Source organism: Ferrimonas balearica (assembly GCF_019802055.1).
GTDB classification, from domain to species: domain Bacteria; phylum Pseudomonadota; class Gammaproteobacteria; order Enterobacterales; family Shewanellaceae; genus Ferrimonas; species Ferrimonas balearica_A.
In genome coordinates, this window is record NZ_JAHVHW010000007.1 from 545,307 (window position 1) to 566,020 (window position 20,714).

Consider the following 20,714-nt stretch of genomic DNA (forward strand, 5'->3'; position numbering starts at 1 on the left):
TCGGCCCCGCTGATTCAGGTGGGGCCGTTTTTCCATTCGGCCGGATGTGATCCCGGCCGAAATTTATCCATTTTTTCTTTCGCCCCAGCACGCTGTAGGGCGTAGAATCGCCGCCCTTTTCCCCTGACGAGTTTCATGATGTTCCCGCGCCTGATGGCCTGGGGGCCGGTGTTATTGCTGGCCTTCAGCGCGTTTGTGTTTAACACCTCTGAGTTTGTGCCCGTGGGCCTGCTGGCTGCGCTGGGTGAGAGCTTTAATATGTCCGCCGTAGCGATCGGGCCGATGCTGACCGTGTACGCGGCGGTGGTGGCCCTGGCGTCATTGCCGGCGGTGCTGCTGTTTGCCCGCTTTGAACGGCGAGGGCTGCTACTGGGCCTGATGGCGCTGTTTGTGGTCAGTCATGCCATCACTGCCTGGGCTCCCACCTACTCGCTGCTGCTGGCCGGTCGCATCGGCATTGCGCTTTCTCATGCCCTGTTCTGGGCGATCACTCCCGCCATGGTGGTGCGTCTGGCGCCGCAAGGGCAGGGGGCCAAGGCGCTGGGCCTGCTGGCGACAGGCACCGTATTGGCGCTGGTGCTGGGGATCCCGCTCGGGCGGATCGTCGGGCATCTGCTGGGGTGGCGCATCACTTTCGCGCTGATTGGTCTGGTCACCCTGCTGTTGATGCTGGGCCTATGGCGTGGCTTACCGCGTCTTCCTGCCGAGAAAGGGGGCAACTGGCGCAGCCTGCCGGGCTTGTTCCGTAACCGAGCGCTGATGTGGCTTTATGGCCTAACCACCCTTCTGGTGACCGCCCACTACGCGGTGTACACCTACCTGGAGCCGCTGTTGCAGCAGCACTTTGGTTACGCCCCGGGCGTTACCACTTTGATGCTGTTGCTGTTCGGTGGCTCCGGACTGGCGGGCAGTGTGCTGTTTGGGCGCTACCAGGCGAATCATGCCCGTCGTCTGCTGGCACTGGCGGTTGCGGTGGTGGGGCTCTGCGTTGCGCTGTTGCCGCTGATGGGGGCACACCTCGGGTTGCTGGCGGCGCTCTGCGTGGTCTGGGGCGCGGCAATGATGCTGATGGGGCTGTCGCTGCAGGCTAAGGGGCTGAAGCTGGCGCCGGACGCCACCGATGTGGCGATGGCGATCTACTCTGGTCTGTTCAATGTCGGGATCGGAGGCGGTGCGCTGCTGGGCAGTGTGCTGGCGGCGCGCTACGGCGTGGCGCTGAACGGGCCGGTGGCGGCCGGTCTTATCCTGGTGGCGATGATTCCGCTGCTCGGATTGTTCCGGGCCCGGCGCCAGTATCCGTTGGATGGCGCCGCCGTTTCCTGATCCTTTTTCGCGCCCCGCTTTGGGGCGCATTTACTGGGATGGCGCCGGAGTGGTTGCCGGGGGCTTCACCCAACCCAATACGTCCTTAATCACGGACCAGCGGGGTTGGCTGGGCTGGGCGTTTTGCCCCAGGATCCAGTAGTTGTAGAGGGTGTCGACGTAACCGGAGCTCTGTTGCAGCTCCAGCCATGAGTTGAGAAACAGGTGCAGCTCAATGTTGTTCCTGGCCACCACGTAGGCGACCGGAAAGGATTTGATCTCATCCCGGTTGTAGAGGGTGGTGTACTCCGGGTAGAGCATGGTCCAGGCTTTGCCCGCTTCCAGACTGATCAACAACCCATCCCAGGTTTGGCCACCATCCTCAAAGAACTGGCGGTCTGACTCGATCCGCTCAAAGCGGATGTTCGGGAAGCCCTTCTCGATATGGGGGATGATGCTGTAATCCCCGACTGAGGCGATGGTCAGCGGCCCTGCCTGTCGCACCAGTTCATTGGTTGCCAACTCGTCGGCCCGATGGTCTTTGACCACCAGGGAGTAGTGCAGTGTCAGCACCGGGTTGGTGAACCCAACGTACTGGATCCGGCGTGTGGTCATCTGCAGGCCGGAGATGACGATGTCGAACCGACCCCGGTTCAGATCCTCCAGCACCGAAGCGGAGCCGTAGGGGATAAACGCCAGTTCCAGCTCCAGTTCACGGGCCAGCTTATTCATCATCTCCACATCTAGCCCTACCAGCCGGTTATCCGCGTTATAGAAAGAGAAGGGCACCTGTAGGGGGTTGTAACCCACTCGCAGCAAGCCGCTCTCCCGGATCTCATCCAGACTGCGTGGGGCCGAAGTGGGGGGCAGTTCTCTGGGCTGAAAATTCACCACCGAATCCGGCAGGGACTCGGCGGACGTCATATTGGCCACCACTTCATCCATCACGTAGGTGGTGTCCACCACTTTGTTCAGCAGTGCAGCGGTGCCCAGAAGAATGGCGCCTAACACCAGCGGAGTCGCTGCGGCGTAGAGCATTAAGCGGCGCAGGTTGAGCCTGGCGTGCCCTGCCAGCATGGCGGTTCCGCCTACAGCCAGGATAAACAGGTTCATGGCGGCCAGCAGCGAGGTAAAGCGGCTGGTGAACAGGCTGGACACCATATAGAGCTGGAACAGATCAGAGGGCAGTTGCAGGCCATCCAGCAGCATGGGCACCGTCAGGTAAACGCTGCCAAACAGGCTGATCAGCCCGTTAATTGCCATCGGCAGGTAGGTGACAAAATCCAGATCTGCACCGGCAAACCAGGCGGCAAACAGCACAAAAACGATGGTCAGCAGTTTGCCCAGGTTGGGGAAGCTGAATACCACGGGGATGATCACGTTGGCGTAATCGTCGGTCTCTTCGCTGCCGATCCGGTACTTATGGAACAGCGCCTTGGTGTGCTCGATCAGCAGGGGCAGCACAATAAAAATATTGCCGGCGGCAAAGGCGGTGATCAGCGCGTCCCGGGCGATGCCGGTCAGGTCGCGGTAGGAGAAGGGGGTGATCACCGCGACCAGAGCGGGCAACAGCCAGTAGGTGAGGATAAGCGTCATTACGACATGGGCGGCAAAGTAGACCTGCAGCCGCTGAAATTCCGCAATGTCCATGGTGCCGGCCGTGGCTGCGGTCATGGCAAAGATCCCCAGCGGCATCAGTTTGACGATGTAACCGGTGACCCGGTTGAACGCATCTCCCAGCAGTTGCAGCGGTTTTAGCAGGGCCGATTTGTCCTCAATGCCGATCAGGGCGATCCCGGTTGCAACACAGAACAGCACAATGGCGGGGATATAGCTGTTGGACATGGAGAAAAAGGGGTTGGCCGGGATGTAGAGGTCGAGCAAGCTGACCGGAGCCGGGTCCTGCAGCACCGAGAGACTGAAGAAGTCGCCCGCTTCCCAGTCTGGGAAGGTGTACTTGATCAGGTACATCAGCACCAGGCCAAAGCTCCAGATCACCAGCATCAGCTTGCCCACATTCAGCGCCAGGCTCTTGGCCTGTTGATAGGAGAGATGCCCCAGGCTGGAGATGAGAGAGACCATGATGTACGGAATGATGGTCATCTGCAGCAGTTTGACGAAGGCGTCACCGATGATCGACATCCACGCCAGCATCTCACCGAAAAAGAGCCCCGCCGCGATCCCGGCGGCAAAGGAGAGCAGAACCAGGGTGGACATGCTCATTTTTTTCGGGGGGGAGGCCTGAGCCTCAGTGGCGGCAGATTGGTTCATGATGACGCTGACCCCGGGTTGGATCCCAGTAGGTCAATGGCGCGGCGGTAACAGGCCAGATATTGCTGAACCTTCTCCTCCGTGCAGAACAGGTGCTGTGCCCTTTGACGTCCCGCCTGGCCCAGGCGTTGCCTCAGTGCCGGATCGGCGAGCAGACGCACCAGCGCCTTGGCCTGCGCTTCCACATCGTCCGGGCGTGCCATATAGCCGGTGACTCCCTCCTCAACCACCTCCGGAATGCCGTCCACATTGCTGCTGACCGTGGGGACGCCACAGGCCATCGCCTCCAGCAACACCATACAGAAGGCTTCCCGGTAACTGGGCTGAAGGACGCAGTCCGCCAACGGCAGATAACGCTCAATGTGCTGAACCGGGCCAACAAAGACCACCCGATCAGCAATGCCAAGCTGATGGCAACGCCCCTGGGTGGCTTCCAGCTCCGGACCATCCCCCAACAGCACCAGTTTGGCGTCCACCATACTGGAGGCCAGGGCAAAGCTCTTCAGTACTGCCTCGGTGTTTTTAACCGGGCGGAAGGTGGAGGCGTGCATAACGATGGGCTGATCCTGGCGAGCCAGGGTGCGGCGCAACGATCGGTCCTGATTGGCGGGGTGGAACAGGTCACCGTCAATAAAGTTGTGAATCACCTCGATTGGGGTATCCAGGGCAAAGTGGCGTCGAATGTGCTGGCGCTGAAACTCTGAAACCGTGGTGACCACGGTGCTGCGGTCAATGCTGAAACGGTTGAGCGGGTAGAGGGGACGGTCCTGGCCGACCACGGTCACATCGGTACCATGGATGGTGGTGACGATGGGAAACGGGCGCCGGGTGATCTCGGTGGCCAGGTAGGCACAGAGAGAGTGGGGTATCGAGTAGTGGGCATGCACCACATCCAGATGGTACTGGTCCACGACCTCAACGATCTTGGCGGTCAGCGCAAAGGTGTAGAGCGGATCCTTGAACAGAGGGTAGTGAATCGCCTCCACCGAGTGAAAGTGGATTCGGGACTGATACTGACGCAGCTTGAATGGCGGCGCACTGGAGATGACGTGCACCTCATGCCCTGTCTCGGCCAGGCCGTGAGCCAATTCGGTGGCGACCAGACCGGAACCGCCGACACTGGGGTGGCAAAGGATCCCAATTCTCATCCCTGTTTTTGGCCCTGCTTCTTTGCGAGTGAAATGTCTGCATCAAGCGTAGATAACATTCGGACACAATGAGAAATTTTGAATCAATACAATTGGCTAACGGACTTTTTAGATTGGCGCCGCATTTCAGTGATGGCCCGACTGAACCGGGTTTTGGCGGGCGACGTATACTTGCCTTAATCGGGTTTGGATAATGCGTTGTTTTCTTTTTGTAAGGGCTTGTAAAACGTATTGTTCTGACATGTTGTCTCGGTAAACTTGGAGCCTTCACTGTGATGCAGAACAAGGGAATTATGAGAACAACAATTACCGCAGGAGTGGTGCTGGTCGCGGTGTTGGTCGCCGGGGTTTGGTACAAGGAGCAGGGCAAGAGCGCCAAGTTGGCCCAGTCCCGCCCTAATACTCCGCCAACGGTTATCGCAGCCGAAGTATCCAATGAGCCGGTGCGCTGGGAAGTGGAAGCTCTGGGCACAGTGCGGGCCCGGGAGTCTGTCACCCTGACCGCCAAAGTGACGGAAAGCGTCCAGCAGGTGCACTTTGAGGATGGGCAGTTGGTGGAGCAAAACCAGCTTCTGGTCACCCTGCGCGACGCCGAACAGCAAGCCAAGCTGCGCGCCGCCCAGGCCAATCTCACGGAGCATCAGCGAGAGTTCAACCGGATCGAAGGTCTGGTGCGCTCCAAAACCATCGCCAGCAATGAGCTGGACAAGATCGTCACCGATATCGACATCGCCCGGGCGCAGTTGGCGCAGTACCAGGCTGAACTGGATGCCCGTTATGTGCGCGCCCCCTTTGCTGGCGTACTGGGTTTCCGTCAGATCAGTCCCGGTGCACTGGTGACACCGGGTACGGCCATCGCGACGCTGGATGACCTGGCGGTGGTGAAGCTGGACTTCACGGTCCCGGAGCGGTTCCTGTCACAACTGACGCCCGGCAAGTCGGTTGAGGGTCTGGCGGCGGCGTTTCCGGGTGAACGCTTTACCGGCACCGTCGTAAGCGTCGACAGCCGCATCAACCCCCAGAGCCGTGCCGTAGTGGTACGCGCTGAAGTGGATAACCGGGACCTGAAGCTGCGCCCCGGCATGCTGATGACACTGAAGCTGATTGCGGAAGAGCGCAACGGCCTGGTGGTGCCTGAAGAGGCGATCATTCCGCTGCAGCGTGAGCAGTTTATCTACGTGGTGAACGCCGACAATGTGGTGGAGCAGCGCAAAGTGGTGCTGGGCCTGCGCAGCCGTGGCAGCGTTGAGATCCTTGATGGTGTGATGGATGGCGAGCGGGTGATCATCCGTGGCATCCAGAAGGTGCGCCCTGGCCAGACGGTGGAAGTTCGGCCTGACGAACGCTTTACCCATCTGGAGGCCAGCTGATGCTTCTGACGGACCTCTCGGTCAAGCGTCCCGTACTGGCTTCGGTGATCAGCCTGCTGCTGATCGCCTTTGGCCTCGTGGCGTTCGACAAGCTCCCCCTGCGGGAGTACCCCAATATCGATCCGCCGGTGGTGGACATCAGTACCAGCTACCGCGGTGCCTCGGCGGCGGTGGTGGAAACCAAGATCACCCGTGTTATCGAAGACCGGGTGGCCGGTGTTGAAGGGATCCGCAACATCTCCTCCACCAGTCGCGATGGCCGCTCTTCGGTCACCCTGGAGTTCAATGTTGGCCGGGATATCGACGCGGCCGCCAATGACGTGCGGGATCGCATCTCCCGGGTGCTGGACAACTTGCCGGAAGAGGCAGATCCGCCGGAAGTGCAGAAAGCCTCAGGCAGCTCAGAAGTGATCATGTGGCTCAACCTGGTGTCCGATCGCATGGACACACTGCAGTTGACCGATTATGCCCGCCGCTACCTGGTGGACCGATTCAGCGTGATTGATGGCGTTGCCAATGTCCGGGTGGGCGGGGGCAAAGTGTACGCCGTCCGGGTCTGGGTCGACCGTCAGAAGCTGGCTTCCCGCGGCCTGACCGTAACCGACATTGAGGATGCGCTGCGGGCGGATAATGTGGAGTTGCCCGCCGGTTCCATCGAATCCGAAAACCGCCTGTTCTCCGTTCGGGTACAGCGCAACTTTATCCACCCGGATGACTTCGCCCGTCTGGTGATCGGCACCGGCCCTGATGGCTACCTTATCCGTCTGGCGGACGTTGCCAAAGTGGAGCTGGATACCGAGGAGGAGCGCATCGCCTTCCGCGGTAACAAGCAGGATATGATCGGCCTTGGGGTCACTCGACAATCCACCGCCAACACTCTGGATGTGGCCAGGGAGGTGCATAAGCTGGTGGACGAGCTGAATCAGAGTCTGCCGGTGGGAATGGCGATCAAGCGTTCCTACGACTCCTCTGTCTTTATTCAGGCCTCCATCGATGAGGTGTATCGCACTCTGTTTATCGCCATGGCTCTGGTGGTGGTGGTGATCTACCTGTTCCTGGGCAGCGTGCGGGCGATGCTGATCCCCGCGGTGACCGTTCCGGTCTCTCTGATCGGCACCTTTATGGTGCTTTACGCCCTGGGTTTCTCCATCAACCTGCTGACGCTGCTGGCGCTGATTCTGGCCATCGGTATGGTGGTGGACGACGCCATTGTGATGCTGGAGAACATCCACAGTCGCATTGAGCAGGGTGAACCGCCATTGAAAGCGGCGTTTCTGGGGGCCCGTCAGGTGGGGTTTGCCATCGTTGCGACGACGGCGGTGCTGGTGGCGGTGTTCCTGCCCATCGGCTTCCTTGAGGGGGATCTGGGCAAACTGTTCCGGGAGTTCTCCATCGCCATGAGCGCGGCGGTGATCCTCTCCTCCGTCGTGGCGTTGAGCCTGAGTCCCATGATGGGCTCCAAGCTGCTGAAACCGGTGGAGAATGAGCCCTGGCTGGTGCGCAAGATCGACGCAGGCGTTGAGCGGCTGAAGAGCGCCTACCGGGCCGCGCTGGCGGCGTGGATCCAGCGTCCCTGGCTGGTGGTGACCATAATTATCGGCGCCCTGGTGGGCAGTGGCTGGCTCTTTACCAAGCTGCCCTCCGAGTTTGCGCCGAAAGAGGACCGTGGCTCCATGTTCCTGATGGTCAATGGGCCGCAGGGGGCAACGTACGAGTTTATGAAGCCCTATATGGACGAGGTTGAACATCGCCTGATGCCGCTGGTGGAATCGGGTGACATCAAGCGACTGCTTATCCGGGCGCCCCGGGGGTTCGGTCGTACCGAGGACTTCTCCGGCGGGATGGCGATCATCGTGCTGGAAGATTGGGCGGAGCGCCGCAGCGCCTTTGAGATCATTGGTGACGTTCGTGGCCGCCTGTCGGACCTGGCGGGCGTACGCGCTTTCCCGGTGATGCGTCAGGCCTTTGGTCGCGGCGTCGGCAAGCCGGTGCAGTTTGTGATCGGCGGCGGCAGCTATGAGGAACTGGCCCAGTGGCGAGACCGCATTCTTGAGGAAGCGGCCAATAACCCGGGTCTGGTGGGGTTGGACCACGACTACAAAGAGACCAAACCGCAACTGCGGGTGGTGATTGACCGGGAGCGTGCTGGTGATCTGGGGATCTCCATCCGGGCGATTGGCCGCACCCTTGAATCGATGCTCGGTTCCCGTCTGGTCACCACCTTTGAGCAGCGTGGCGAAGAGTACGACGTCATTGTGGAAGGGCAGCGCGACCGTCAGAACACCGCAGCGGATCTGGCGAGCCTCTATGTTCGTTCCAGCCGCACCGGCGAACTGATCCCGCTCTCCAGTCTGGTGAGTGTGGAGGAGTACGCTGACGCACCGCGCCTCAACCGCTATAACCGGGTGCGGGCGATCACGCTGGAAGCCAACCTGGCGGACGGGTACACCCTGGGCGAAGCCCTGAGCTACCTGAATGGACTGGTTGCGGAACACCTGCCTGCGGACGTGGTGGTGAGCTACAAGGGCGCGTCACAGGATCATCAGGAGTCCGGTGGTTCGGTGGCCTTTGTCTTTGCCCTGGCGCTGGTAGTGGTGTTCCTGGTGCTGGCGGCGCAGTTTGAAAGCTATATCCACCCGCTGGTGATCATGCTTACCGTACCGCTGGCCACCTTTGGCGCCTTGCTGGGGCTCTATTTCACCGACCAGAGCCTCAACATCTACTCCCAGATCGGCATCATCATGCTGATCGGCCTGGCGGCGAAGAACGGCATTCTGATTGTGGAGTTTGCCAACCAGCTGCGGGATAGAGGCGAGGCGTTTGAGCAGGCGATCATTGATGCGGCGGTAGCGCGTCTGCGCCCGATCCTGATGACCGGTATCACCACTGCAGCGGGCGCCGTGCCCCTGGTGATGGCTTCCGGCGCAGGGGCGGAGACCCGCTTTGTGATTGGTGTGGTGGTGCTCAGTGGCATTCTGCTGGCCACCTTCTTCACCCTGCTGGTGATTCCCGTGGTGTACAGCTTGCTGGCCCGTCATACCAGCAGCCCCGAGTTTGTCAGCCGTCAGTTGGAGCAGCAACTGGCCGATGACAACACGGTGCTGATGAAGCGTCGCTCCCACAAACGCTCTGTTGGAACCTGATCGAAGTTAAGGCGATTGAAACGAAAACGCCCCGCTTAGCCGGGGCGTTTCTTTTGCGCGTCGTCCTATTTATTGGGATGGATAAGACTCTGCTTGTCGTAACGGATATTGAGCAGTTTACACAGGCGATGGGTGCGGCCTTGCTCCACCATACAGTGGGTATCATGCAGCGGGTCCAGCTCTGGTGCGCAGTTGGGATCAAAGTTGGACTGAGTGGATGTCTTCGTCACTTTGGTCATCATTTTTACGCGGTGCATTGTGGTCATGGTGGGCCTCCCAAAACGGTTACTCAATCGATATTTGCTTCTCATTTTGTTGATCTGCCATATCAATGTAACAAAGGGATGCTAGGCCGACCAAAGCCCAGAGTCACAATTCATCAAAATGTCATATTCGCGTGCTAGCGGCTGTGTCAGGGGCGCCCTCCCCACGAAGAAAAGCGGGCCCATAGGCCCGCTCTGTCTCTTTCCGTTTTGTTCGCTTTGTCAGAAGCGGTAGTCGATGGCCAGGCCCACTCGCTGGCTGTCTTCGACGGTCAGGCCCAGTTTGTCATAGTCCATGTCCAGGTACTGATAGCGCAGTTCGGCGCTCCAGTTTTGGGTCAGGCGGTATTGCAGGCCAGCCTGTCCACCCCAGGTGAAATCGTTGCTGTTCTTGCCCTGAAGCTTGTTCCCCACGCCACCCATGGAGATGCCCGCAAAGGCGTTCAGACGACCATCCTGACTCAGCGGCATCAGGTAATCGTAGGAGGCCAGAAACAGGTGCTGTTCGTGCTTATAGCGGGTGTCGTCCCGGTTAAAGCTGTCCTCTTTGTAGCTGTAGGTGCCCATCAGTCGGTGATGGTCGCCAATCACCGCACCCACACGGCCCTCGTAGTAGAGGTCGTCGCTGTCTTTGCGAATGTCGCCTTTAATGGTGTCCTGCTGATAACCCATGCCGAAGCCGGCAAAGTAGTCCACGTCGTTGGCCAGGGCAGGCACGCTGATAAGACCGGTCATCAGTACGGCGGCAGTGATCTTTTTCATGGTTGTTCCCTCGTTGTTTTAAGTTGACGAGGTCATCCTAAGACGCTGGTTCTGAACGCTTTCTGTACTGGGCTGGAGGAGGGCAACGAGGGAGTTGAGGGGTTCAGATTGGGTTGAGTTTGGGTCGAGGTTGGGTTCAGATTTTTGTTTTTCCGACGGATGAAGTCGTCAAAACCTGTGTATTTTCCTACGGAAAATCATAGGCCGGGACGATTCGTTTTCGATTCTACCCCGGCATTTTGATAAGAGGGTTAAGCGACTATTTCCAATCGTCCTTGTCCCAGTCGTCTTTCTTCCAATCCTGCTTGCCCCAGTCGTCCTTGTCGTAATCGGACCGGGTTTTCTCTTCGTCCTTTTTGGCGTCATCGGTCGACTTCAGTTTTCCCTTCTTGCCGAGAAAGGGGGGCAGTTTCATATTGGCGGTGTGCTTCAGCACCATCAGGTTGCTCAGGATCACGCCGATCACCAGGGCGATCAGCAACCACAGTTCCCATTTTTCCATGTGTACGCTCAGTCAGATTCCATCTATTCAGGATTGGTCATCGCCATACAGTCTGCCAGCGACAGCAGGCGGACACCAAAATTGGCCATGTCATAGAAGTTGGCCTCAGCCACTGGCTGGGTTTGAGCGGAACACCCCTCCACCAGCAGGGAGAGGGTCAAATCCCGGTTTACCGCATCGTGGACCGTGCCGCGCAGGCAGTTGGGCAGTTGCGTGCCGCAGATCACCAACTCCGGCCAGTTAAGACTGTTCAACACCTCATCCAGCGCCGTTTGGTAGAAGGCGCTGAAGCGGGTCTTGACCACCACCAGCTCGTTCTCCAGCGGAGCAAGTTCCGGAACAATCTCAGCCCCCCAGGTTCCCGATACGCACACCGGTCGACCCTTGCGGAACGGCTCGGTGTTGAGCCCCGCCGGGTCGTGTTCACGGACGATGTGAATCACCGGCCATCCCTGGTCGCGGGCGTGCTTCAGTGCGGCGGCAATGGCGGGCACGCTGGGCAGGGCCTGAGCAACGCAGGCGGCACCATCCGGAGAGACAAAATCCTGTTGCATATCAATGATCATTAAAGCGGGCATGGGCGCATCCTTGTGGGGCCTTTGTGTTCACCTTGCCCCATGGCTCAGTGTGGTACAAGAGGGAGGGAAATTTTCTGCACCCGCGATATTTTTTGCCATTTGACCGGACGGTGAACAATCCCGCTTTCCCGTTGCGCTCAATCGTAGCCACACCCCTAAGCCTCTGGGTATTATGACCCTTTGTTCCGCTGACCAGGTTTGTTGATGACCGCCTCCACAACGCCAAACGCCCACCTTGAGCCCTTACGCTCCGGGCTGATGATGATCCACGGCAATCGCATGGAAACCCTTCGGGAGCTGGTGGTCCAGTGGCTGAAAGCCCACCCCCTTGCCCCCCTGGAAAATGAAGTGTTTCTGGTGCAATCCAACGGGATGGCCCAATGGCTGAAACTGGCCCTGGCGGCGGACGATGGCATCGGCATTGCGGCAGCGCTGCAGATGCAGCTGCCCTCCCGTTTTATCTGGCAGTTGTACCGTCAGGTGCTGGGGCCGGATTCGGTGCCCAAGGACTCCCCATTTGATAAACCGTTGCTGCGCTGGCGACTGCTGCGACTGCTGCCCACTCTGCTGCCCCGTCCCGAGTTTGCACCGTTGCAGCGCTTCCTGGCGGACGATCCGGATCTGCGCAAACGGGACCAGTTGGCGGAGCAACTGGCGGATCTGTTTGACCAGTACCAGGTGTACCGGTCTGACTGGCTGGCTGCCTGGAGCCAGAACCGGGATGTTTTGATCAGCGCGGATGGCCGGGAAAGCCCACTGCCCGAGGCGCAGCTTTGGCAAGGGGCGTTGTGGCGGGCGATTCTCGCCGATATGGATGAGGCTGAGCGTCATACCAGCCGGGCCACCCTGCACCAGCAGGTGGTGGACCGCCTGCAGGCGGGTAATGCACCGGCGGGCCTGCCGCGACGCATCGTGGTGTTCGGCATCTCCACCCTGCCGTCCCAGATGATTGAGGTGCTGGCAGCCCTGGCGCGCCACTGTCAGATCCTGCTCTGCGTTCAGAACCCCTGTCAGCACTTTTGGGGCGACATCATTGAACAGAAAGATCTGCTCCGGTTTGAACTGAACCGGATCCGCCATGGCCGTAAGCCGGGACTGGCAGCAGAGCTCGACCCGGCGGCGCAACACGCCCAGGTCAACCCGCTGTTGGCGGCCTGGGGCAAACAGGGGCGGGATTACATCGGTATGCTCTATGGCTACGACCAGCCGGAGGCGTATCAGGGCCAGTTTGAGAGCATCGACCTGTTCGAGGACCCGCTGGAGGGCAGTGATGGACGCCTGCTACACCAACTTCAGGCGGGGGTGTTCCAGCTGGAGCCCACTCCAAATCCGCCCGTGGTGGTGTCGCACGAGGATGAGTCGGTGCGCTTTACCCTGGCGCACAGTCGCCAGCGTGAGGTGGAGATCCTGCAGGACCACCTGCTGAAGCGCTTTGCCGAAGACCCGGAGCTGACCCCCACCGACATCATTGTGATGATGCCGGACGTCAGCCAGTACGCGCCTCATATCGAAGCGGTATTCGGTCAGTTGGACCGGGATGACACCCGTTATCTGCCCTATACCATCGCCGATCGTCCTCAACGCGGTCACCACGTGCTGGTGCTGGCGTTGGAGCGTTTGCTGGGGCTGAATCAGGCCCGCTTTACTGTCTCCGAACTGCTGGATCTGCTGGCGGTGCCCGCCCTGCGGGCCCGTTTTGGCATCGATGAGGGGCAGTTGCCCCTGTTGCAGCGCTGGGTAGAGGATGCGGGGGTTCGTTGGGGGCTGGACAGTGCGCAACGCGCGAGCTTCGACCTGCCGGACAACCTGGAGCAAAACACCTGGGCTTTTGGCCTGAAACGGATGCTGCTGGGCTATGCGGTCGGGCAGGGTGATGCCTGGGCAGGGATTGAGCCTTTCGAGGAGATCGGGGGCCTGGATGCGGCACTGGTGGGCGGACTGGCTCGTCTGCTGACCCGGCTGGAAACCCTCTGGAGCCTGCTGGCTGAGAGCCATACGCCCGGACAATGGGTGCTGGCGCTTCGCCAGCATATGCTGGCACTGTTCCTGCCCCAGGATGAAGAGGAAACCGTAATTCTGGCCCGCCTGGATGAGGCGCTGGCCCACTGGCTGGATGCGTGTGAAGTGGGCAGCATCACCGAGCCGTTGCCGATCACAGTGGCCCGTGAAATCTGCCTGGCACCCTTTGGTGAGGAGGGGGTTTCCCAACGCTTCCTGGCCGGGAAGATCAACTTCTGTACCCTGATGCCGATGCGGGCGATCCCCTTTAAGCAGGTGTGCCTGCTGGGCCTGAACGACGAGGATTATCCCCGCAGCCGTCCCGCTATGGACTTTGACATGCTGGCTGCCGGTGGCCTGACGGACGGGCAGGGCAACCCGATCCCCAATCAGTATCGCCCCGGCGACCGTTCCCGTCGGGAGGATGACCGCTACCTGTTCCTTGAGGCGCTGATGGCCGCCCGGGACCAGATCTATTTCAGCTACGTGGGGCGGAACGCCCGTGACAATGGCGAACGCACGCCCTCGGTGTTGTTGGGGCAGTTGCAGGACCACCTCAAAGCAGGCTATCAGCTGGAACAGGGCGGTGACCTGCTGACCCACCTGACCACACTGCACCCACTGCAGCCATTCAGCCGCGCCTACTTTGGCGAAAGCGAGGACCCCAGACTGCACACTTATGCCCGGGAGTGGTTTGAGGCGCACCAGGGCGCGGAGGAGGCGGGTGCTTCCGCCCTGGCCCCCTGGCTGCCGCAGGCCCCCATTGTGCTGGCGGACCTCGTCGCACTGCTTCGTGATCCGGTCAAACTGCTGATGACCCGTCGCCTGGGGATCTGGTTCGGCGAGGACACCGAAGCGGCGGAAGACCTGGAGCCCTTTGCCCTGGATGGACTGGTCAGCTTCCAGATCCGCGATGAATTGATGACGGTACTGAACCAGCACCGGGACGCGCCACCTCAACAGCGGGCTGAAGCCCTGTCGGCGCGGGTTGTGCGATTGGGTGGACGGGGGCAGCTGCCCCTTGGCGCGTTTGCCGAGCTGGCCACCGAGCATCTGGCGGAACCCACCCTGGCAGCGTTTGAGCGGGCGAGAGCGCTCTCTGAAGGCTGGCAGGAAACCGACGATCTTGAGTGCCACCACAAGCATGGTCCGCTGGTGCTGGAGGACTGGCTGAGCGGACTGTACCAGCAGGGCGGAAGCCACTTCCGCTTGCGCACCCTGCCTCAGGTTATTGGCGCCAAGGGGCAACTGAAGAACCCGATGCATGCGCTGGATCTCTACCTGGGTCATCTGGCGGGCTGTGCTGGGGGGCTGACCCTGAACAGCTACCTGGTGGGGGCCGATACCGCCTTTTTCCTGGCGCCGATCCCGAGTGGGGACGCCAGCCAGCAACTGAGCCAACTGATGGAACACTATCTGAACGCCATGACGGACCCCCTGCCGGTGGCGCCACGGGCCGCGCTGGCGTACCTGGCTGAACGGGAGAAGCAGGAGGAGGACGAGCGTCCTGCACTGGATAAGGCGGCCACCGCCTACGAGGGGGGCTTTGCCCACGTTGGTGACCGGGACCGCAGCCCCTATCTGCGCCGCCAGTTCCCGGCATTTGCCGATCTGCCGGAGGAGGCGTTTGCCACACTGGCGCACACCCTCTACCAGCCTCTGCGTGAGATGGAGGAGGTGAACCATGGCGCATAAGCTTGAGGCCCTGACCTTTCCGCTGCACGGCACCCGCCTGATTGAAGCCAGTGCCGGAACCGGTAAAACCTACACCATCGCCGCGCTCTATCTGCGCCTGGTGCTGGGTCATGGCGGTGCGTCGGCGCATACCCGCGCACTGACCCCGGAAGAGATCCTGGTGGTGACCTTTACCAAGGCGGCGACCGAAGAGCTGAAAGACCGCATCCGAGCCCGTCTGGTGGAGGGGGCAGCCTGCTTCCGTCAATTGGCGGAGCCGGACGATTACCTCCGTTCGCTGATGGCGGACTTCCCCGAGGAGGACCATCCCCGCTGTGCCCTGATGCTGGATCAGGCCGCGCAGTTGATGGATCTGGCGGCAGTCCACACCATCCATGGCTGGTGCCAGCGGATGCTGCGGGAGCATGCCTTCGACTCCGGCAGTCTGTTCAGTCAGGAGATGGAAGCGGACACCGCGCCACTGCGGGAAGAGGCGGTTCGGGATTACTGGCGCCGTTTCCTCTACCCCCAATCCCGCCCGGTGCTGGCCGCCATCACCAACCTGTACGCCAGCCCTGAAGCACTGGAACACGCGGTGATTCCGCTGATGGGGCCTCTGGGCGAAGGGGAGGCTCCGGCGGATCCCTTTGCCCTGCTCAATGAGCGCGCCCAGGCCGTGGCGGAAACCAAGTCCCGTTGCCGTGTGGAGTGGCCTACCTTTGTTGAGCAGTTTAACGAGGCGCTGGCCAATAAATGGGTTAAGGGCAATATGATCAAGGCGGGCCAGTTGGAGAACCTGACCGCCTGGCTGGAGGGTAACGACGAGCTGCCGCTGGACAACGCCGGTAAGGTGATGGCCCGTTACACCACCGGCACCTTTGCCGATGCCTTGTCTGCCGGGGGGAAAAAACAGCCGCAAACCGTGGCGGACTCCCCGGTGCTGGCGGCGTTGGAAAACCTGGCTCGTCAGCTGGCCAGTAACCCGATCAAGGCGGCGCTGCTGCGCCACTGTGCCCACTGGGTGGCAGAGCGGGTGGCGGAGGAGAAGCGACGTCGCGCTCAGTTGGATTTTGATGACCTGATCAAGGACCTCGGTGCCGCGCTGGAGCGAGAGCACCAGGCGGGGGGCGACAAGCTGGCCAGCGCCATCCGACATCAGTTCCCGGTGGCGCTGATCGACGAATTTCAGGATACCGATCAGGTGCAGTACCGCCTGTTCCAGCGGCTCTACCTGGATCAGCCGGACACCGCACTGTTGATGATTGGTGACCCCAAACAGGCGATCTACGGTTTCCGGGGCGCTGACATTCACACCTACCTGAAAGCCCGTCTGGACACCGAGGGACGCCACTACACCCTGGATACCAACTATCGCTCCACCCAGGCGATGGTGGATGCGGCCAATGCAGTCTTCGAGTTGGGCGAGCGTCACCCGGACGGCCCCTTCCTGCATGGTGACGCCATTCCATTCCTACCGGTGGCCGCCAATGGCCGCAAAGAGGTGCTGATGGATGGCGACCGTGAGCTGGCCGCCATGACCCTCTGGTGGGACGACGGTGCCGAAGATGGCGTGTTCAGCAAGGGCGACTACGTGGCCCGTCAGGCGGAAGCCTGTGCGGAGGAGATAACCCGTCTGCTGAACGGCGCCACTGAAGGCCGGGTCGGCTTTGAGCGCGATGACATGCGCCAACCCCTTGCCGCCGCGGATATCGCCATTCTGGTGCGGGATTTCCGCGAGGCGGGGGCGGTGCGCGACGCGCTCTCTGCACGGGGCGTGCGCTCCGTCTACCTGTCCGACAAGGACTCGGTGTTTGCATCGGAAGAGGCGGAAGCTCTGCAACGCATTCTGCAGGCGGTGGCCAACCCGACCGAGCGCGCCATCAAGGCGGCGCTGGCGACGGCGGTGCTGGGGTTCAGCTGGAGTGCGCTGGACGCCTTCAACCATGACGAACTGGCCTGGGAGCGGGAGCTGGCCCAGTTCCGGGAACTGAAGCTGTGCTGGCAGCGTCAGGGTGTGTTGCCGATGATCCGCCGTCTGCTGGCGCATTACGGTGTGGCCCGGCGGGCGCTGGCGGATCCCCGATACGGTGAGCGCCGTCTTACCAACCTGCTGCACCTGGCGGAGCTGCTGCAAAGTGCCTCGGCGCAACTGGACGGCGAGTTGGCGCTGATCCGCTTCCTGGCGGAACAGCGGGAGGAGGGCTCTCTGGGGGATGAACAGGTGCTGCGACTGGAGTCGGACGCCGCGCTGGTCAAGGTGATCACCATTCATAAATCCAAGGGTCTGGAATACCCGCTGGTGTTCCTGCCCTTTATTGCCGGTTACCGCGAAGCTTCGGATCGCGCCGGGGTGCTGTTCTACCGCGACGCCGACGGCAAAAAGACACTCACCTTTGAGGCGGACGATGCCGCCCGCGAGGCGGCCGACCGTGAGCGCCTGGAGGAGGATCTGCGCCTGCTCTACGTGGCGCTCACCCGTCCCCGTCATGGTTGTTACCTGGGCTTGGCACCGGTCAAGATGAGCAGGCGGGGCAAGCGGGGCGTCTCCGATATCCATCGTGGTGCACTGGGTTGCCTGTTGGGGGCCGGGGCTGAGCTGGACGGTGCCAGCGTCCATGCGGCGCTGCAAGCCCTGGCGCAACAAGCGGGTATTGCGCTGATGGCGCCGCCGGAAAGCACCGGTGCACTGCTGGTGAGCCGGGAGGATGAAGCGGCACTGACCGCACCTGCGCTGTATCGCCGCACGCCTCAACGGCCCTGGTGGATCGCCTCCTACTCGGCACTGCTGACCGGCATGAGTGCCGACCACAGCCTGTCCGGCCTGCCGGAGCGCCTGATGGAGGTGAAGGATGAACTGGCGCAGGAGGAGGTGCAGACCCCGGCTGAAGGCACCATCCACGCGTTTCCCAAAGGGGCGATGCCCGGTACCTTCCTGCATGACCTGTTTGAGTGGGCGGCGGGCGAGGGCCGTGCGGCTCATGGGGCAGGGTTTGCCGGGATCCCTGATGCGCTGCTGAGCCAGGAGATCGAAACCCGTTGCGACCGTCACGGCTACGAGGCCCATGTGCCGGTGCTCAACAGCTGGTTCCGTGACGCCCTGTCACTGCCTCTGGAGCTGCCCACCGGCACCGTCAGTCTGGCGGGGCTGGATCAGGTGCAGGCGGAGATGGAGTTCTGGATCTCCGCCAACCAACTGGAGGCGATGGAGTTGGACAGACTGGTGCGGGAGGCGGTCTGGCCCGGTGAGTCGCGGCCACAACTGCGCCCCAACCAGGTCAACGGCATGCTGAAAGGCTTTATCGATCTGACCTTCCTGCACGGTGGCCGCTACTACGTGGCGGACTACAAATCCAACTACCTCGGGGCTGACGAGCGGGCCTACACCGCTGAGGCGATGCGTCAGGCGATGCTGGAGCATCGTTATGACCTGCAGGCCGTGCTCTACACCCTGGCACTGCATCGTCTGCTTCAGGCGAGGCTGCCGGATTACGATTTTGACCGCCATATTGGTGGCGGTCTCTACCTGTTTTTGCGCGGCCTGAGTGCCCACCACCCGGGTCATGGCGTGGTGACGGTACCGGTGGGCCGCCAACTGATTGAACAACTGGATGCCCGCTTTCGCGGCGCCGCCCTGGAGAGCCTGAGCCATGACTGAACTGGCCGCCCCATCCCGGTTGTGGGATGCGTTGGAACACTACGTGGAGCAGGGCTGGCTGCGCGCGCTGGATCTGGAACTGGCGCGCTGGCTGGCGCAACAGAAGCCTGAAACGGAAGAAGCGGTACTGCTGGCGGCGGTGCTGACCAGCCATCAACTGGGGCGGGGTCACATCTGCCTCGACCTGGAGGCGCTGCTGGCGGACCCAGAGTCCCTGTTGGCGCTGCCGCCCGGAGGCCGCCGCGCCGAGACACTGCCCCGTGACTGGCTGGCGGGACTGACGCTGTCGGGCTGGCGCGAGCGACTGGCACAGGCGGAGGTGGTGGACACGGAGGAAGCGGGCTGTGCGCCTCTGGTGCTCGATGGTCACCGCCTCTATCTGCGTCGGTTCTACCGTTTTGAGAGCGAAGTGGCCCGGGCCCTGCAATCCCGTCAGGCGCTGCGCTTTCCGCTGCCGGACGATGTCAGTCAGCGGCTATCGGCCCTGTTCGACCCACTGAAAGATGACGCGGAACGAGCGGGGCGGGAGCCCCACTGGCAGAGCATCGCGGCAGCCCTGGCGGCCCGCAGTGCATTGGCGGTGATCTCCGGAGGACCCGGAACCGGCAAGACCACCACGGTGGTGCGGTTGCTGGCTCTGCTGCAGGGGCTGAAACAGGATGAGCAACGCCAGGCCGCAGAGGAGCCCACCGGTTTGCGGATCCGCCTTGCGGCCCCCACCGGCAAAGCCGCGGCCCGTCTGTCTGAATCGCTGGCAGCGACGCTGGGAGAGATCAAAGCGGGCAATGTGGCCGGAGTCGAGGCCGGGGTGGCCAGTGTGATCCCCACCGAGGTCTCTACCCTGCATCGATTGCTGGGGGCGCGGCCTGACTCCCGCTTCTTCCGCCATAACGCCGATAATCCGCTGCACCTGGACCTGCTGGTGGTGGATGAAGCTTCCATGGTGGACCTGGAGATGATGGCGGCACTGCTGTCGGCACTGCCACCGCGAGCCCGTCTGATCCTGCTGGGCGACAAGGACCAGCTGGCCTCGGTGGAGGCGGGGGCGGTACTCGGCGATCTCTGCCGCTTTGCGGGCGACGCCCGTTATCAGGCGGACACCCGGGGCTTTGTTTACCGGGCCACCGGCTACGATCTGGAATCCTTCCAGGGCCCCGGCGGCGACATTGAGCAGCAGATTGTGATGCTGCGTAAGAGCCACCGTTTTGGCGCTGACTCCGGCATCGGCAACCTGGCTCGCGCCGTTAATGGCGGGGCCGTCAGTGCGGTGAAAGCAACCTGGGACCGCTTCGGTGACATTACGGCACTGAGTCCGGCCAGTGTTCAGGAACCGGCGCTGAAGCAACTGGTTCTGGATGGGATCGCCGCCGGACTGGAGGGGCAACCCAAGGGGTATCGCCACTATCTGTCGGTGATGGCCGCCGGCCTGAACGAACAGGGGTGTGGCCCGGAAGAGGAGGCCTGGGCCCGTTCTGTGCTGAACGCCTTTGGCGAGTTCCAATTGCTCTGCGCCGTGCGCGAAGGGGAGTGGGGCGTCAGCGGCCTCAATGACCGGGTTACCAGCCTGCTGGGGCAGGCGGGTCTGATCGACGCCAGCCAGCCCTGGTACGCCGGACGTCCGGTGATGATGATGCGTAACGACTACGGCCTGGGACTGATGAACGGGGACATCGGCATCTGCCTGCCTTTTGCCGGGGAGAGTGGTGAGCCGGTTCTTCGGGTGGTGTTCCCGATGCCGGATGGCACCCTGAAACGGGTGCTGCCCTCCCGCTTAACCGAGGTGGAGACCGTATTCGCCATGACGGTGCACAAATCCCAGGGCAGTGAGTTTGCCCACACTGCCATGGTGCTGCCCGCCGACCCCAACCCGGTGCTGACCCGCGAACTGGTCTACACCGGCATCACCCGGGCCCGGCGCTGGTTTACCCTGGTCGCCCCCCGTCCTGCCTTGCTGGATAACGCCATCCGCCAGCGTACTCAGCGCGCCAGTGGATTAGGCGAACGTCTGAAATAAAAGAAAAGGGGCCTCAGGGCCCCTTTCTTTTTAT

Annotated in this window: 12 protein-coding genes; 6 read left to right on the top strand and 6 right to left on the bottom strand. The window is 61.6% G+C overall.

Annotation, left to right across the window (positions count from 1 at the left end; all coding sequences use genetic code 11):
- The first annotated feature begins 138 nt into the window (after window positions 1-138).
- Window positions 139-1,323, top strand: a complete 1,185-nt coding sequence (locus KUV52_RS10040) for a sugar transporter (RefSeq protein ID WP_222525805.1) — start codon at window positions 139-141, stop codon at window positions 1,321-1,323.
- Between the two features lie 30 nt (window positions 1,324-1,353).
- Here the strand turns inward: KUV52_RS10040 and KUV52_RS10045 are convergent, their stop codons facing one another.
- Together KUV52_RS10045 and bshA are read right to left on the bottom strand one after the other, a co-directional pair.
- Window positions 1,354-3,519, bottom strand: a complete 2,166-nt coding sequence (locus KUV52_RS10045) for a cation:dicarboxylate symporter family transporter (protein ID WP_261389953.1) — start codon at window positions 3,517-3,519, stop codon at window positions 1,354-1,356.
- A 50-nt stretch (window positions 3,520-3,569) separates the two neighbouring features.
- Window positions 3,570-4,721 (bottom strand): N-acetyl-alpha-D-glucosaminyl L-malate synthase BshA, encoded by a 1,152-nt coding sequence (bshA, locus tag KUV52_RS10050; protein ID WP_222525807.1) that lies wholly within the window; start codon window positions 4,719-4,721, stop codon window positions 3,570-3,572.
- 293 nt (window positions 4,722-5,014) lie between these two features.
- Here bshA and KUV52_RS10055 point away from each other — a divergent pair, with 293 nt between their 5' ends.
- Entirely contained in the window at window positions 5,015-6,091 is a 1,077-nt protein-coding gene (locus KUV52_RS10055; RefSeq protein WP_261389954.1) for an efflux RND transporter periplasmic adaptor subunit, read from the top strand.
- Entirely contained in the window at window positions 6,091-9,234 is a 3,144-nt protein-coding gene (locus KUV52_RS10060; protein WP_222525809.1) for an efflux RND transporter permease subunit, read from the top strand. The genes KUV52_RS10055 and KUV52_RS10060 overlap by 1 nt, the downstream gene beginning before the upstream one ends.
- Before the next feature lie 65 nt (window positions 9,235-9,299).
- Here the strand turns inward: KUV52_RS10060 and KUV52_RS10065 are convergent, their stop codons facing one another.
- The 4 genes from KUV52_RS10065 to KUV52_RS10080 form a co-directional block, all read right to left on the bottom strand.
- Window positions 9,300-9,500: a hypothetical protein gene (locus KUV52_RS10065; RefSeq protein ID WP_222525810.1), complete on the bottom strand. Its 201-nt coding sequence runs from the start codon at window positions 9,498-9,500 to the stop codon at window positions 9,300-9,302.
- 219 nt (window positions 9,501-9,719) lie between these two features.
- On the bottom strand, window positions 9,720-10,259 hold the full coding sequence (locus KUV52_RS10070) for a porin family protein (protein WP_222525811.1): 540 nt from the start codon (window positions 10,257-10,259) through the stop codon (window positions 9,720-9,722).
- 259 nt (window positions 10,260-10,518) lie between these two features.
- Window positions 10,519-10,761, bottom strand: coding sequence for a DUF2897 family protein (locus tag KUV52_RS10075; protein ID WP_222525812.1), 243 nt, complete (start codon window positions 10,759-10,761; stop codon window positions 10,519-10,521).
- A gap of 23 nt (window positions 10,762-10,784) precedes the next feature.
- Complete coding sequence (locus KUV52_RS10080; protein ID WP_222525813.1) at window positions 10,785-11,339, bottom strand: cysteine hydrolase family protein; 555 nt, start codon at window positions 11,337-11,339, stop codon at window positions 10,785-10,787.
- 204 nt (window positions 11,340-11,543) lie between these two features.
- Here KUV52_RS10080 and recC point away from each other — a divergent pair, with 204 nt between their 5' ends.
- Genes recC through recD form a run of 3 tightly spaced genes read left to right on the top strand, consistent with a single transcriptional unit; the run spans window position 11,544 to window position 20,680 of the window.
- Complete coding sequence (gene recC / locus KUV52_RS10085; protein ID WP_222525814.1) at window positions 11,544-15,032, top strand: exodeoxyribonuclease V subunit gamma; 3,489 nt, start codon at window positions 11,544-11,546, stop codon at window positions 15,030-15,032.
- The gene (recB, locus tag KUV52_RS10090) at window positions 15,022-18,666 is read left to right on the top strand and encodes an exodeoxyribonuclease V subunit beta (RefSeq protein WP_222525815.1); all 3,645 of its coding nucleotides are present in this window, start codon (window positions 15,022-15,024) and stop codon (window positions 18,664-18,666) included. Before recC ends, recB begins: the two co-directional genes overlap by 11 nt.
- Entirely contained in the window at window positions 18,659-20,680 is a 2,022-nt protein-coding gene (recD, locus tag KUV52_RS10095; RefSeq protein ID WP_222525816.1) for an exodeoxyribonuclease V subunit alpha, read from the top strand. Before recB ends, recD begins: the two co-directional genes overlap by 8 nt.
- Window positions 20,681-20,714: the final 34 nt, after the last annotated feature.

What these genes read in the sequence shown, in the direction of transcription:
- KUV52_RS10040 (WP_222525805.1), top strand. Translation starts at nt 139, where the DNA reads ATGTTCCCGCGCCTGATGGCCTGGGGGCCGGTGTTATTGCTGGCCTTC.
- KUV52_RS10045 (WP_261389953.1), bottom strand. Translation starts at nt 3,519, where the DNA reads ATGTCCACCCTGGTTCTGCTCTCCTTTGCCGCCGGGATCGCGGCGGGG.
- bshA (WP_222525807.1), bottom strand. Translation starts at nt 4,721, where the DNA reads ATGAGAATTGGGATCCTTTGCCACCCCAGTGTCGGCGGTTCCGGTCTG.
- KUV52_RS10055 (WP_261389954.1), top strand. Translation starts at nt 5,015, where the DNA reads ATGAGAACAACAATTACCGCAGGAGTGGTGCTGGTCGCGGTGTTGGTC.
- KUV52_RS10060 (WP_222525809.1), top strand. Translation starts at nt 6,091, where the DNA reads ATGCTTCTGACGGACCTCTCGGTCAAGCGTCCCGTACTGGCTTCGGTG.
- KUV52_RS10065 (WP_222525810.1), bottom strand. Translation starts at nt 9,500, where the DNA reads ATGACCACAATGCACCGCGTAAAAATGATGACCAAAGTGACGAAGACA.
- KUV52_RS10070 (WP_222525811.1), bottom strand. Translation starts at nt 10,259, where the DNA reads ATGAAAAAGATCACTGCCGCCGTACTGATGACCGGTCTTATCAGCGTG.
- KUV52_RS10075 (WP_222525812.1), bottom strand. Translation starts at nt 10,761, where the DNA reads ATGGAAAAATGGGAACTGTGGTTGCTGATCGCCCTGGTGATCGGCGTG.
- KUV52_RS10080 (WP_222525813.1), bottom strand. Translation starts at nt 11,339, where the DNA reads ATGCCCGCTTTAATGATCATTGATATGCAACAGGATTTTGTCTCTCCG.
- recC (WP_222525814.1), top strand. Translation starts at nt 11,544, where the DNA reads ATGACCGCCTCCACAACGCCAAACGCCCACCTTGAGCCCTTACGCTCC.
- recB (WP_222525815.1), top strand. Translation starts at nt 15,022, where the DNA reads ATGGCGCATAAGCTTGAGGCCCTGACCTTTCCGCTGCACGGCACCCGC.
- recD (WP_222525816.1), top strand. Translation starts at nt 18,659, where the DNA reads ATGACTGAACTGGCCGCCCCATCCCGGTTGTGGGATGCGTTGGAACAC.